Annotated in this window: 10 protein-coding genes, 2 tRNA genes and 1 pseudogene; 4 read left to right on the top strand and 9 right to left on the bottom strand. The window is 60.8% G+C overall.

What is annotated here, in order from left to right; genetic code table 11:
* Window positions 1–243: 243 nt before the first annotated feature.
* A complete protein-coding gene (infC, locus tag OUZ45_RS09955) occupies window positions 244–786 on the bottom strand; it encodes a translation initiation factor IF-3 (RefSeq protein ID WP_083748006.1) in 543 nt (180 codons plus the stop codon).
* A gap of 30 nt (window positions 787–816) precedes the next feature.
* A complete protein-coding gene (gene thrS / locus OUZ45_RS09950; protein ID WP_266169875.1) occupies window positions 817–2,718 on the bottom strand; it encodes a threonine--tRNA ligase in 1,902 nt (633 codons plus the stop codon).
* Between the two features lie 329 nt (window positions 2,719–3,047).
* Between thrS and OUZ45_RS09945 the strand changes: the two genes are divergently transcribed.
* Entirely contained in the window at window positions 3,048–4,073 is a 1,026-nt protein-coding gene (locus OUZ45_RS09945) for an NAD-dependent epimerase (protein WP_266169874.1), read from the top strand.
* Window positions 4,074–4,098: 25 nt separating this feature from the next.
* Here the strand turns inward: OUZ45_RS09945 and OUZ45_RS09940 are convergent, their stop codons facing one another.
* From OUZ45_RS09940 to uvrB, 6 genes are all read right to left on the bottom strand, one after another.
* Window positions 4,099–4,548, bottom strand: coding sequence for a CopD family protein (locus tag OUZ45_RS09940; RefSeq protein ID WP_266169873.1), 450 nt, complete (start codon window positions 4,546–4,548; stop codon window positions 4,099–4,101).
* 107 nt (window positions 4,549–4,655) lie between these two features.
* A complete protein-coding gene (locus OUZ45_RS09935; RefSeq protein ID WP_266169871.1) occupies window positions 4,656–5,078 on the bottom strand; it encodes a sensor histidine kinase in 423 nt (140 codons plus the stop codon).
* A gap of 57 nt (window positions 5,079–5,135) precedes the next feature.
* Window positions 5,136–6,929 carry a CHASE2 domain-containing protein gene (locus OUZ45_RS09930; protein ID WP_266169911.1) on the bottom strand — a complete coding sequence of 598 codons (1,794 nt, stop codon included), beginning with the start codon at window positions 6,927–6,929 and terminating at the stop codon, window positions 5,136–5,138.
* A 51-nt stretch (window positions 6,930–6,980) separates the two neighbouring features.
* Window positions 6,981–7,799 (bottom strand): response regulator transcription factor, encoded by an 819-nt coding sequence (locus OUZ45_RS09925; protein ID WP_266169869.1) that lies wholly within the window; start codon window positions 7,797–7,799, stop codon window positions 6,981–6,983.
* A gap of 671 nt (window positions 7,800–8,470) precedes the next feature.
* Window positions 8,471–8,545 (bottom strand) — tRNA-Val (locus OUZ45_RS09920).
* Between the two features lie 86 nt (window positions 8,546–8,631).
* Window positions 8,632–10,653, bottom strand: coding sequence for an excinuclease ABC subunit UvrB (gene uvrB / locus OUZ45_RS09915; RefSeq protein ID WP_266169909.1), 2,022 nt, complete (start codon window positions 10,651–10,653; stop codon window positions 8,632–8,634).
* A 153-nt stretch (window positions 10,654–10,806) separates the two neighbouring features.
* Between uvrB and OUZ45_RS09910 the strand changes: the two genes are divergently transcribed.
* The 3 genes and pseudogenes from OUZ45_RS09910 to OUZ45_RS09900 all read left to right on the top strand — a co-directional run bounded on the left by OUZ45_RS09910 (window position 10,807) and on the right by OUZ45_RS09900 (window position 13,504).
* Complete coding sequence (locus tag OUZ45_RS09910; RefSeq protein WP_266169868.1) at window positions 10,807–11,367, top strand: GspH/FimT family pseudopilin; 561 nt, start codon at window positions 10,807–10,809, stop codon at window positions 11,365–11,367.
* Window positions 11,368–11,918: 551 nt separating this feature from the next.
* Window positions 11,919–12,683 (top strand): hypothetical protein, encoded by a 765-nt coding sequence (locus tag OUZ45_RS09905; RefSeq protein WP_266169867.1) that lies wholly within the window; start codon window positions 11,919–11,921, stop codon window positions 12,681–12,683.
* 169 nt (window positions 12,684–12,852) lie between these two features.
* Window positions 12,853–13,504 (top strand): annotated as a pseudogene (locus OUZ45_RS09900) (glutathione S-transferase family protein).
* Between the two features lie 293 nt (window positions 13,505–13,797).
* Here the strand turns inward: OUZ45_RS09900 and OUZ45_RS09895 are convergent.
* Window positions 13,798–13,874, bottom strand: a tRNA-Asn gene (locus tag OUZ45_RS09895).
* Window positions 13,875–13,918 lie beyond the last annotated feature (44 nt).

Here is a 13,918-nt window from a genome sequence, read left to right as displayed (position 1 = left end):
TGGGGGTTGAGACCCCGGTTTCTGACTGATCTGGCGGTAGCCCGAAGCCACGCTTTCCGTCCTGCCACGATCGGTTCACGACCCTTCCTGGCGGGTCGAACCGGTGATTATACGGAGGGATGGGGGGCAATACCAGCTCTAAATGCCGCGCTCCCGGAGCGGAGCGGATGACAGCGCCAAAAGGCGGTGCAAGGGCTACCCCCATAAAGCAAAACGGCGGCCCTAGGCCGCCGTTTTGAGGGCCTACTGCTTCTTCTTCGGCCCGATCATCATGACCATCTGGCGGCCTTCCAGGCGCGGGAACGACTCGACCTGACCGTTCTCGCCGACGTCCTCCTGGATCTTCTTGGCCAGGTTCTGGCCCAGGTCCTGGTGGGACATCTCTCGACCGCGGAAGCGGATGGTGACTTTGACCTTGTCGCCCTCTTCCAGGAAGCGGAGCATGTTGCGCAGCTTGATCTGGTAGTCGCCCACGTCCGTCACCGGACGGAACTTCACTTCCTTGATCTCGACCTGCTTCTGCTTCTTCTTGGCCGCCTGGGCCTTCTTCTGGGCCTCGAACTTGAACTTGCCGTAATCCATGATGCGGCAGACCGGCGGGTCGCCGTTCGGCTGGATCTCGACCAGGTCCATGCCCGCCTCTTGCGCCAGTGCCAGCGCCTCGTCGCGGGTAAGGATGCCGAGCTGTTCCGCATCAGCGCCGATCACGCGAACGCGTGGAACGCGGATTTCGAGGTTACGGCGATTGCCCTTGTTGTCGGTGGTAGCGATACCACTATCCTCCAGAAGAGTTCTTGTTAATGACCGGCCTGGCGCTTAGCGCCGGGTCTCGGTTTCCAGGCGTTCGATGAACTCGGCCAGCGGCATGCTGCCCAGGTCTTCACCGGAACGGGTACGTACGGATACACCCCCTGACTCCTTCTCGCGATCACCGACCACCAGCAGGTAAGGGACTTTCTGCAACGTATGCTCCCTGATTTTATAGCCGACCTTCTCATTGCGCAAATCGGCCTGTACTCGGAAGCCTTTATCGACAAGGGCTTGCGTGACCTGACGGACATACTCGGACTGGGCGTCGGTAATGCTGAACACTGAGGCCTGCACTGGCGCCAGCCAGGCCGGCAGGTTGCCTGCGTGGTGCTCGATCAGGATGCCGATAAAGCGCTCCATGGAGCCCACGATGGCCCGGTGCAGCATTACCGGATGCTTGCGCTGGCTGTGTTCGTCCACGTATTCGGCGCCCAGGCGCTCGGGCATCATGAAATCCACCTGCATGGTGCCGACCTGCCAGGCACGGCCGATCGAGTCCTTCATGTGGTACTCGATCTTGGGGCCATAGAAAGCCCCCTCACCCGGGAGCTCCTCCCACTCGACACCCGCCGAACGCAGCGCGGCGCGCAGCGCGTCTTCTGCGCGATCCCACACTTCATCGCTACCGATACGCTTGTCCGGGCGCAGGGCAATCTTCAGTGCGATATCGTCGAAACCGAAATCGCCATAAACCTTCATGGCCTGCTGATGGAACGCGGTCACCTCGGGTTCGATCTGCGCCTCGGTGCAGAAGATGTGGCCATCATCCTGCGTGAAGGCTCGCACGCGCATGATGCCGTGCAGTGCGCCGGACGGCTCATTGCGATGGCAGCCACCGAACTCGCCATAGCGAATCGGTAGATCGCGGTAGCTGTGCAGATGGGTGTTGTAGATCTGCACATGGCCCGGGCAGTTCATCGGCTTCAGCGCATACGTGCGCTTCTCCGATTCGGTAAAGAACATGTTTTCCTGGTAGTTGTCCCAATGGCCGGACTTCTTCCACAAGCTCACATCCATGATCTGCGGACCGCGCACTTCCTGGTAACCGCTACTGCGATATACACCGCGCACGTACTGCTCCACGACCTGCCAGATGGCCCAGCCGTTCGGGTGCCAGAACACCATGCCCGGCGCTTCTTCCTGCTGATGAAACAGGTCCAGCGCCTTGCCGATCTTGCGATGGTCGCGCTTCTCGGCCTCTTCCAGCTGATGCAGGTAAGCCTTGAGATCCTTGTCATTGAGCCACGCGGTGCCGTACACGCGCGTCAGCATCGCGTTATTGGAATCGCCACGCCAATAGGCGCCGGCCACCTTCATCAGCTTGAACGCGCGTAGCTTGCCGGTGTTGGGCACGTGCGGGCCGCGGCACAGGTCGGTGAACTCGCCCTGCGTGTACAGCGAAAGCTCTTCATTCGAAGGAATGCTCTCGATGATCTCGGCCTTGTACTCCTCGCCGATGCCGCGGAAGAAATTCACCGCGTCGTCACGCGACTTCACGCTCCGCGATACCGGCAATTGTTCCTTGACGATCTTCTCCATCTCCGCCTCGATCTTCACCAGGTCATCCGGCGTGAAGGGGCGCTCATAGGCGAAGTCGTAATAGAAGCCGTTATCGATCACCGGACCGATGGTGACCTGCGCACCCGGATACAGGCGCTGCACAGCCTGCGCCAGCAAGTGCGCCGTCGAATGGCGCAGGATTTCCAGCGCCTCCGGACTCTTCTCGGTGACGATCTCAAGGCTGGCGTTGTGGTCAATCGGAAAGCCGGCATCCACCAATTTGCCGTCCACCTTGCCGGCCAACGTGGCCTTGGCCAGGCCGGCGCCAATGGAGGCAGCCACGTCCTGCACGGTGACGGGATGGTCAAAGGGGCGCTTGCTGCCGTCGGGTAGCGTAATTTCAATCATGTCGGTACCTGATACGCACCCTGGTGATGGGTGCCTTTTCTGAAGAGTCCGGCCATGGATGGCCGGTTTTGCTTTGCCCGTCTGGATGACGGGCAAAAATAAAGGCGCCGCGCGCCCTTTTGTGGAAGCACAAGGCGTGGCGGGATCAGCGTTGGAAGCGGGTAGTTGCCATGTCGCACACTCGGCCGGCGCTTGGGCGCGGGCCACCTTGCCTCTTAGGATGGGTCACAGAAAGCTAGTTTAGCGCAAGGCTCGATGTCAATTGAGAACATTTCGAATGTCCCAGCCGCAACCGATAGAATGATCCGCTGATCTTCCAGGACACCCTGATGCGCATCCTTGTCACCGGAACGGCCGGCTTCGTCGGCGCCGCCCTCACCGAACGCCTGCTCGCCCGCGGCGACGAGGTCTACGGCATCGACAATCACAACGACTACTACGATCCGTCGCTGAAGGAAGCGCGATTGGCGCGTTTCAGCAAGCATCCAGGCTACACCCATCTGCGTGCCGATCTGGCCGACGCCGTGGCGGTGAACCGTGCATTCGAGACATTCAAGCCGCAACGCGTCGTCAACCTGGCGGCCCAGGCCGGCGTGCGCTATTCGCTGCAGAACCCGCAGGCCTATGTGCAGAGCAATCTGGTGGGCTTCATCAACATGCTGGAGGCCTGTCGGCATCACCCAGTCGAGCACCTGGTCTACGCCTCATCCAGCTCGGTCTATGGCGCCAACCGCAAGTTGCCGTTCTCCGTGAAGGACGCCGTCGACCATCCCGTGAGCCTGTACGCCGCCAGCAAGAAGGCCAACGAGCTGATGGCACACACGTATAGCCACCTCTATGGCCTGCCGACGACCGGGTTGCGTTTCTTTACCGTGTACGGCCCGTGGGGCCGGCCGGATATGTCACCGATGCTGTTCGCCGACCGCATCAGCCGCGGCGAGCCCATCGACGTATTCAACTTCGGCAATCACAGCCGCGACTTCACCTACATCGACGACATCGTCGAAGGCGTGATCTGCACGCTGGACCATCCCGCCCAACCCGATCCGGACTACAACGCCGAGCAACCCCACCTCGGCACCTCAAGCGCACCGTATCGCGTCTACAACATCGGCAACGACCAGCCCGTGCAACTGCTTCGTTTCATCGAGCTGATGGAACAGAACCTCGGCCGCACCGTCGAAAAACGCCTGCTGCCGATGCAGCCTGGTGATGTACCGGACACCTGGGCGGATGTCTCCGCCTTGCGTCGCGACGTGGGTTACGCGCCAAACACCTCGATCGAGGAAGGCGTGAAGCGATTCGTTGCGTGGTATCGCGGGTATTACGGAGCGGAAAACAGTGAAGCGGAGTGAGGAATGAGGGGCCACATCTCGCCGCTCAAAACGGCTTCGCGATCACCAGAAACAACACACCCAGCAACACCAGCACGGGCAGCTCGTTCAACAGCCGCAATGTGCGCGCGGAAGGCAGCGCACCACCCTGCTCGCAGCGCTTGAGCAGGCGCCCCGTCCAGATGAAATAGACCAGCAACAGCGCCACCAGGCCAAGCTTGGCATCGATCCAGTGCATGGAAGCGGCAACGTTCGGCAATATGCGCGGGAACACCCGCCAGCCCTGCCACAACGCCAGGCCGAATAGAAAGGCGATACCGAACAGGTTGTGCCCAAAGCCGTACAGCCGCCGCCCCATCAGGCACAGGCGCGCCTTCACCGTCGCATCATCACCGGCTTCGGCGATGTTCACCAGGATGCGCGGCAGATAGAACACCGCCGACATCCAGGCGATCACGAACAACACGTGCAGGCTCTTGATCCACAGATAGGTCACGGCGACTCCAGGCAGGCTGAGGAAAAGCCGCCTGATGGTACGTGGATGCCGCGCCCACGTCAGCGCTCAGTCGTAATCGATCATCGCCCCAACGCTAGTTAACCGGCTCAAGCGCGGGGCAACACTATCCCGAAATCCGTACCGCGACCGACCTCGCTCGTCACGCGAATGGAACCGCCGTGTCGTTCGATCACCGCCTTCACAAAAGACAGGCCGAGACCGACGCCCGCCTTCGCACCGTCATGTTCGGCCGCCTGAAAGAAAGGATCGAACAACCGAGGCAGATCGCTCTCGGCAATGCCGATACCCTGGTCCACCACATGCAGGGCAATACCCTCGGCGCCTGCATCGGCCAGGCGCAAGGTGATGGTGGTATGCGGCGGTGAATATTTGATCGCGTTGCCAAGCACGTTCACCAGCGCGCGAATCAACATGTCCGAATTGCCACACGACAAAGTGTCTTCAAGCGTACCTTCGGGCCCCACCAGCTCGATGGACTGACGCTCTGCGGCGGACCATAGACAATCCATGGCCTCGGCCGCCAGGTCCTGCAGCACCACCGGCGCGAAGGTGCCATGGTCGAGCTGTTAGGCGCGCGATAGCTGTAGGAAATCCTGCGCCACACGCAGCGAATAATCTGCTTGCTGGCGCAAGTCGTCCAGAAAGACCTGATCGTTGTGCAGCGCCTCGTGCGGCTCTGCGCCGGCTCGCTCCTCGATCAACGCCATGATGGTGGACAGCGGACCGCGCAGATCATGGGCGATATGACGCAACGCCAGCTTGTCCCAAGCCACCCCTTCCTTCAGGCTGGCAATATCGATCAGGCAGACCAAGTACGATGAGTGACTCTCCGCCGCCGGGTGCAGCGAGGTGTCGAAACCTGCGTAAGGCGCGAACAACAGCATGTGCGCACGGCTGTCCAACATGACCTCGCGATGATCGGCCTCGTTGCCACGGCAATGCTCCGCAATCAGCTCTTGCATCTGTGCCACGGAAGTCGACGATGAGGCATCCATGACCTCCGCAGCCTTGGCATTCCACACGGAAATGCGCCCGTCGATAGCCAGGAATACTGAGTGAGGCATCTGGTTGAGCATGTTGACGAACATGCTTTGCAAAGCGCGAATTTCGCCCATCGCCACGCGGATTTCGCCAACCGGATCGGCCCCTTCCACGGCGCGAGGGCGAAGGGGCCGCCCCACGCGAGTATTGCCGATAACCGATGAAATGGAGCTCAGTTTGTCTATCTCACGCCGCATCAAGCGCAGTGTTTCGCGCAGATGCTCCCAGGCGAAGAACGCATAGATCAGCACACAGATCAGCGGCAGAAGACCCAGACCCAGCCACTGACGGATGCCGATCAGTAGTAGCGCAGGCAATGCAAACATCAGGACAAACCAGCCCAGTGCGCATAGATGCATCCAGCGACCGGGAATCAGCATGCAGATCAGCATCATGCCCAGCGCCAGCGCCAAATAGATCGGAATCGCCGCGGTACCGTGCAATTCGCTCGCCATATTGCCGGTGAGTACCGCATCGGCGATCAGCGCATCGAGTTGCGCGCGCGACGCGGCGTCCATGTTCAACGAGGAAATCTGGAACCCGCCGTCCTCCCAGATCGACTGGCCGACGAATACGATCTTGTTGGCGAATGCCTCCGCGGGGATGCGTCCGCTGACGACATCGGCATAGGCGTACTGAGCTATCTGCCCTGGCTGTCGCAACATGACCAGCACGGCGTCCTTCCTCGCCTCGGCGAGAGACAAGGCGTCGGAACGCAGATGACGGTGCATGGATTCATGCGCCGTCCGCACGTCGGCGACGCGAATCGCTTCCATCACCAGATGGGGATAGCTGTTCCGGCCCGATGCCAGGTAAGGCACGAAGCCGGTCACCACGCCATAGTGGCCCACGGTGACGTGGCGCTGCCCCCGTCCTGCCGCTTGCGTGCTCACCTCCGGTGGAAAGACATCAACCTGTTCGTCGACCGCACCCATCGACAGTGGCAATACCACCCGGCCATTGCGGGCGATGGCGGCGGCGAGCTCGCTGGCATGGGTCTTCGGCACCATGGTGAATTCCAACGCAACGCTGGCCGCCTGATCGAGCTGTTCGATCAATCGGCCACTCTGCCGTGCCAGGCCCTCGACGCCGAATTCGCGAAGGGCCGCTGCGTCGATATTGACCACGGCCACCTGCCCGGAACTGGGGTGACGAATGAAACGCGCCGTGAGATCGAATAGCACCTTGTCGAACGCGCCCGACATGCTGGCCCCCATCGGGTGCCAGCTGAGGGCGGCCAGCACCAGCATGGCCACCAAAAAAGCGACCCGAGCAAGGCTTGCTCGCCGCATGCGGCGCAGGACGACTCTAGACAGCATCACGACTGGCCCCCATCACAGAACGCTATCCCTCGTTGGCGAGCAGGCGGATCAAGGACGGGGACCGGCCTTCCATGTCGCGCCAGCCGCCGATGAGTGAGACGCCGAACGCTGTCCACCGCCGGCAAGCACGCCACCGGCCGGCCTAAGTTGCTCCAGCCTGTAACCATGGCCGTAAACAGTGGAGATCAACATGCCGTTCTTCGAGCGAAGCTGCAAGGCACTGCGCAGCTTGCTGATATAGGTCGCCAGGGTAGCGTCGTACTTGCGGTCGGTGGAACCCCAGATGCGCTGGATCAGCACGTCCTTGGTCACGATGCGCCCCACGTTGCGAAACAGATGCAGGGCCAGTTCGAACTCGCGCGCGGACAAGCTCACCACCTTTTGCCCGTCCACGCCGTCCACCTGTACGCTGTGCGCTGCGGTATCCAGCACGTAGCGGCCGACCTTGAGCTTCTCTTCGCGCAACTTCTCCGGGTAGTACTTGCGTGCCTGCGCCCTGACCCGCGCCACCAGCTCCTGTTCGCGCGCGGGCTTGACCAAGTAGTCATCGGCGCCGCTATCGAGACCATGCACGATGCTGCCCTCGTCGTCGTGCTGGGTCAGCATGATGATAGGCAGCACCTGCGACTGCGTTTCGCGCGCCCACTTCAGCACGTCGATGCCGCACTTGCCGGGCACATCCCAGTCCAGCAGCAGCATGTCCACCGGCTCGGATTCGATCAGCGTCACAAAACTGTCGCCGTCATGACGGATCACGCTGTCATAGCCAGCCCGGTGCAACCAGCCAGCCACGGAATGGGCCTGCTTTACGGTGTCTTCCAGAATCGCAATGCGCAATGGAATGTCCTCATGCGGGGATGCGAGCATGGTAGGAAAGCACGTCCTAGTGAGATATAGAACTATTCCTATAAATTAAGAGTTTGCACAATTTCCTAACATACTTCGCACCGCCCCCAAGGAACTATCCCAACGTGCCGACGACGTTGTCGTCCGTGAAGTCTGGAGTTCGTTGTACGACAGAACGCCAAGACCTGACGCGAAGAGGCGTGCATAGTGGGCAAGGATCGGTCGCAGACGCGGCACTACCAGCAACAGCGGCGAGACACCTTGTCGCTTCAATTGCCCGTACACAGGCAGCATGTTCAGTTGCAGCTAGGTGGGCACGTTAGGATCGATCGTATAGCTGTCCAGCGATACGCCGGCGCCGAATGGCGCGGCGCGGCTCAGCGCGTAGTAACGGGATCGCATTGTCCCGGCCGCCATCTCGGGTCGTGAGGATTCTCAAACGAATATCAACGGACGCCATGCCTGCCCCAGTGACGAGGCAGAAGCATCGGGGGCAAGCTGATCGCCAGCTCCGTGCGCCTGTGACTCGAATGGGGAAAGGCATGCAGCGAGCGGCACACCGAGAAGCATGCAACGTACCGGCCCAACGGCCAATGACGGACCGTCACCGCCACCGACGAGACCATGAAGCAACAGCACTGCCAGAACGCAAAAAGGCCACCCGTTAAGGTGACCTAAGTGCTTGTTCAAATTGGTGGGCGGTACAAGGATCGAACTTGTGACCCCTACCATGTCAAGGTAGTGCTCTACCGCTGAGCTAACCGCCCGAAGCTCTCGCCGGCATGCCGTGCGAGCCGCGCAGTATACGTGAGCATCCACCCCTCGACAACTACCCGCTAGGTGACCCGCCCGCTCAGCGCAAAGCCTTTTCGCGCAGCTGGTGGATCTGGTCGCGCAACCTGGCGGCATCCTCGAACTCCAGGTTTTCAGCGTGTTTGTACATCTGCGCCTCCAGCCGCTTGATCATGGCGCTGGCCTGGTCGGTGCTGAGCGCTGCGTAGTCGGCGCTCTGCTCGGCGACGGCCCGCCCCCTCGCCGCCTTGGCGCCACGTCCGCGCGAACCGCCTTCGCTGCGCGCGCCCTCCATGATGTCGGCGATGCGCCGCACCACCGACTGTGGCGTAATGCCCTGGGCTTCGTTATGGGCCACCTGCTTCTCGCGACGACGTGCCGTCTCATCCATCGCCGCCTGCATGGAGCGGGTGATGTTGTCGGCGTAGAGGATGGCTTTGCCACGCACGTTACGGGCAGCGCGGCCGATGGTCTGGATCAACGAGCCGGTGGAGCGCAGGAAGCCTTCCTTGTCGGCATCGAGAATGGCCACCAGCGACACTTCGGGCATATCCAAGCCCTCGCGCAGCAGGTTGATACCGACCAGCACATCGAACTCACCCAGGCGCAGGTCGCGGATGATCTCCACGCGCTCGACAGTTTCGATGTCCGAGTGCAGGTAGCGCACCTTGATGTTGTGCTCACCGAGATACTCGGTCAGGTTTTCCGCCATGCGCTTGGTCAGGGTCGTCACTAAGACGCGATCGCCCATCGCTACGCGCTTGTGGACTTCGCCGAGCAAATCATCGACCTGCGTACGCACCGGACGCACTTCCACTTCCGGGTCGATCAGGCCAGTCGGACGAACCACCAGCTCGACCACGGCATCGTCGGATTTATGCAGTTCGTACTCGCGCGGCGTAGCGGAGACGTAGATGGAGCGCGGGGCGCGACGCTCCCATTCCTCAAACTTCAGCGGCCGGTTGTCCATCGCCGAAGGCAAGCGGAAACCGAACTCCACCAGCGTCTCTTTGCGCGAGCGGTCGCCCTTGTACATCGCACCCAGCTGCGGCACGGTAACGTGCGACTCGTCGACCACCAGCAGCGCGTCCGGCGGCAAATAGTCGAACAACGTCGGCGGCGGCTCGCCGGGGCCGCGGCGGGTCAGATGGCGCGAGTAGTTTTCGATGCCCTGGCAATAGCCGACCTCGGCCATCATCTCCACGTCGAAGCGCGTGCGCTGATCCAGGCGCTGCGCCTCGACCAGCTTGTTGTCCTTGTACAGCTGCTCCAACCGATCCTTCAGCTCAACCTTGATCGTCTCGATCGCGTTGAGCACGCTCTCGCGCGTGCTGGCGTAATGCGTACGCGGATAGACGGTGTAGCGCGGCACCTTGCGGATGGTCTCGCCCGTGAGCGGATCGAACAGCGAGAGGTTTTCCACTTCGCCATCGAACAGTTCGATGCGCAGCGCTTCGATCTCGGACTCGGCCGGGAACACGTCGATGATCTCGCCGCGCACGCGGTAGGTGCCGCGCTTCAATTCCAACTCGTTGCGCGAGTACTGCAGCTCGGTCAGCTGGCGGATCAGCGCGCGTTGATCGATGCGCTCGCCGCGCGCCAGGATCAAACGCAGCGAGAGATAATCCTCGGGATCGCCCAGACCATAGATGGCCGACACGGTGGCCACGATCAGCGAATCCTTGCGCGACAGCAGCGCCTTGGTTGCGGCCAGGCGCATCTGCTCGATGTGCTCGTTGATCGAAGCATCCTTCTCGATGAAGGTATCCGAGGCCACCACATAGGCCTCCGGCTGGTAGTAGTCGTAGTAGCTGACGAAGTACTCCACCGCGTTGTGCGGGAAGAACTCCTTGAACTCGCCGTACAACTGCGCCGCCAGCGTCTTGTTGGGCGCCAGCACGATGGTCGGCCGCTGGATCTTCTCGATCACATTGGCGATGGTGAAGGTCTTGCCGGAACCGGTCACGCCAAGCAGGGTCTGCGAGGCCAAACCGGCCTCGAACCCCTCTGTCAGACGCTGAATGGCCTGCGGCTGGTCGCCGGCGGGTTTGTAGGGTGAAACGAGCTCGAAGCGGTCGGTCATGGCAGTCCACATGCGGTCACCTTGGAGCATTTTAAATCGGGCCTGCTGACAGAGGGTGTCAGCAGTTTCCGACACCGATTGGCCTCGACCGCTTGCAGGCAACGCGATGCAGAGTTCCTAGCATCGGTTTCCTGGCAACGCAGGAGCCCGGTCTTGAACTCATCCCATGAACGATACAGCCCCGAAGGGCAGCGGGGCGTCACGCTGATCGAACAGATCATGGTCATCGTGATCGCGTCCGTCCTGGCATGCATCGCCGTGCCCTCGCTATGGCACCTGTTGGGAAGCAATAAAGTGCGCGTGGCGCAAACCGACCTTATCGCCACCTTGCAGCACGCACGCGCCCTGGCCGTGCAAACCGGCAGGCCCACCCTCGCCTGCCCCACTCGCGATGGCCAGCGCTGCAGCGCCGAGGTGCTTTGGGATGGTGGCTGGCTGGTGGGATTTCGGGGCCAGCAGGCCGCTCAGTTGGACGGCCCACCTCAACGCAATCATTCGAACAGCTCGACCGACCTGACCATCCAAAGCACCGCGGGCCGCCGCCTCACACAATTTCAGCCCGATGGCTCCGCCGGCGGCAACAACCTCACCCTGCTGATCTGTCGCCGCGGCGATGCCAGTCACGTACTGGGTGTGAAAGTCTCCAACGTTGGTCGTGTGCGCGGCTATACACCCACCACCGACGAGGCGTCTCAATGCGCCAGTGTCAGATGAATCGCCGGGGCAAGAGAGGATTCATTTCTTCCATGGCTCATCCCGCACGCGCAAAAAACAAGGCCTTGCATCGCTGCAAGGCCTTGTCGAATTCGGCGCCCGAAGTTGGACTCGAACCAACGCCCCCCCCTGATTAACAGTCAGCCCGATTAAAGATGAGGATAAATAAGTTAGCCGACTTAATTTTCCACAACCTACCAGCTTTGCCCGCTTGGCAACGGGCTTGCGGCTCATTTTTTCACATCGCTCAGACCATCTCTTCTTCCGAGAGCCCTGCCAGACATCCCTTGGTGGTACTGCCCGCGTACTAGCTGAGATGATCATTCGGCCTTGAGGTTTGGGATTTCCCGGCACGCACGAACCCGAGTTCCGGCCCCTCCGAAAGCACTAGGCTATCGCCGCTTGAATCAATCCATGCTCAATGCGGACACAGCTGATTTTTCCCGACGACTTGTCGAATTTCGGTTCGGCCGTTCGTCGACATCGTGAAGGCAGCCGATCAGCGCCTATTGCGGGCTGACTGAAACATACCCATGGTCAGGAGGAATCCCATGCAAAAAGCGAAGCGCGCCATCGAAATCATGAGCTTTGTACTGCTTGCGATGTTCGGTGCATCGCAGCAAGCGATGTCGCAGGATACGCAGAAACCCAGTGTGGCGCCGCCTTACCCGAAGATGGCGCCAGTCGACCAATACCTCATGGCGAACCGGGAAGCCGAAATAGCCCTGGCGCGCAGTGCGGCGCCGGAGTCAATTTCCCGCGACGCTACGATCCTGGTTCTAGGGCGCAAAGGCTACGAGACAGCGGTCGAAGGCAAGAACGGGTTTGTCTGCGTGGTGGGTAGAAGTTGGGGAGGGCCGTTTGACTGGCCTGAATTCTGGAACCCGAAAATAAGGGCTGCCGATTGTCTGAACCCCCAAGCCGCACGTTCGATCATCCCCATCTTCAATCTGCGCGCCAAAATGGCGATGGCGGGTCGTTCCAAAGCGGAGATGCTGTCGGCACTCCACGCCGCGTACAAAAATAAACAACTGCCGGACCTCGAAAGCGGCGCCATGGATTACATGCTGTCGAAATCGTCGTATCTGACCGACGACGGGGACCACAACATGCCTCATCTCATGTTCGACACCCTGGTCAAAGACGGTAAGGATTGGGGTTCCGGCGCAGAGGGCTCACCGGTTATGTCCAGTCCCTATTGGTTCTTCTCTCCGGACCAACAACCCCAAATGAAAGGTTTGCCGCCCATTCTCGTGTTCTTGGTCGGGATCGGAAATTGGTCCGACGGAACGCCTGCGGGCATGCATAGTCACTGATGCCGGGGCGGTTTGGCGCTGGGAGCATCCTCGCGTGTTAGCGACCTTCTGCAGCCATCGCGGTGCGAGGGCTGCAGAAGGTCGATCGAGAGATATCTGAGAGCCTGTTCAATATCTTTTCGCGGGCTACGAAAAGATATTGAACAGGCTCTAAAGGAGGAACATCACCATGAGCATCACCATTACCGCCTTTGAACGGTCGCCCGACGGCGGCAAGGGGCTGGCGCGCGATACGCGCTCGCTGGGCGCTGGAAGAGGTGGGCCAGCCCTACGACGTTCGATACGTGTCGTTCCAGGCGATGAAGGAACCCGCGCATCTGGCGCTTCATCCTTTTGGACAGATTCCAACGTATGAGGAAGGCGATCTGGCCTTGTTCGAAACCGGCGCGATCGTCTTCCATATCGCCGAGCAACATACAGGCCTGTTGCCGAAGGATGCCAATGCCCGGGCACGTGCAATCACATGGATGTTTGCCGCCCTCAACTCCGTAGAGCCCAGCATCATGGAACTCGTCATCGCCAAGTTCCAGGAGGGCGACAAGCCGTGGAGCAAGGAGCGCCTGCCGCTGGTCGTGGACCGCATCCGCCAGCGCCTGGGCCAGCTTTCCACCCGCCTTGGCGATGCCGACTGGCTGGATAGCGCCTTCAGCGCGGGCGACCTGATGATGGTGTCGGTGCTGCTCAGGACGAAGCCATCAGGCATCCTGGACGAATTTCCGAACCTCGCGGCGTATGTCGCCCGCGGCGAAGCGCGGCCAGCCTACCAGCGCGCTTTTGCCGCGCAATTGGCGGCTAACACCGGCAAGCCACCAGCCGACTAATCAAGCTCGGCGCAGGGCCCAATACCACCGCCAGAGCCTTGGTTCGCTTTATTGGGTCTGGCCTTCGACGGCCAGACCTGGGGTGGCCAGAATGGAGCGGTTTCAAGCAAGGGCGAACAAGCGCGATATCCGATTTCGACCGATAGCAAACCTTCCAGCTGCGGACAAATCAGTCCTTTCGCCAATCGAAAGCGCGAGCAAGGGTGCCTCGTGAACAACGCAGCTTCCGCGCCGCTCAATTTTCCGCAATGGAAAATAAAAAAGGACCTACCGTGAGGTAAGTCCTTGAAATTTGGCGCCCGAAGTTGGACTCGAACCAACGACCCCCTGATTAACAGTCAAGTGCTCTAACCGGCTGAGCTATTCGGGCGGGGTGAGCTGCGTAGTTTGAATATTGGCCGCCGGGCTGTCAAG

The sequence above is a fragment of the Dyella subtropica genome (assembly GCF_026283965.1).
GTDB classification, from domain to species: domain Bacteria; phylum Pseudomonadota; class Gammaproteobacteria; order Xanthomonadales; family Rhodanobacteraceae; genus Dyella_D; species Dyella_D subtropica.
Note: the sequence above shows the minus strand (reverse complement) of the source record. Positions and strands in the feature narration are given on the sequence as shown.

Excerpts from the sequence above, each read along its gene's own strand:
- uvrB (WP_266169909.1), bottom strand. The coding sequence starts at position 10,653 with ATGACCGACCGCTTCGAGCTCGTTTCACCCTACAAACCCGCCGGCGAC.
- OUZ45_RS09930 (WP_266169911.1), bottom strand. The coding sequence starts at position 6,929 with ATGCTGTCTAGAGTCGTCCTGCGCCGCATGCGGCGAGCAAGCCTTGCT.
- OUZ45_RS09905 (WP_266169867.1), top strand. The coding sequence starts at position 11,919 with ATGCAAAAAGCGAAGCGCGCCATCGAAATCATGAGCTTTGTACTGCTT.
- OUZ45_RS09945 (WP_266169874.1), top strand. The coding sequence starts at position 3,048 with ATGCGCATCCTTGTCACCGGAACGGCCGGCTTCGTCGGCGCCGCCCTC.
- OUZ45_RS09935 (WP_266169871.1), bottom strand. The coding sequence starts at position 5,078 with ATGGATTGTCTATGGTCCGCCGCAGAGCGTCAGTCCATCGAGCTGGTG.
- thrS (WP_266169875.1), bottom strand. The coding sequence starts at position 2,718 with ATGATTGAAATTACGCTACCCGACGGCAGCAAGCGCCCCTTTGACCAT.
- OUZ45_RS09925 (WP_266169869.1), bottom strand. The coding sequence starts at position 7,799 with ATGCTCGCATCCCCGCATGAGGACATTCCATTGCGCATTGCGATTCTG.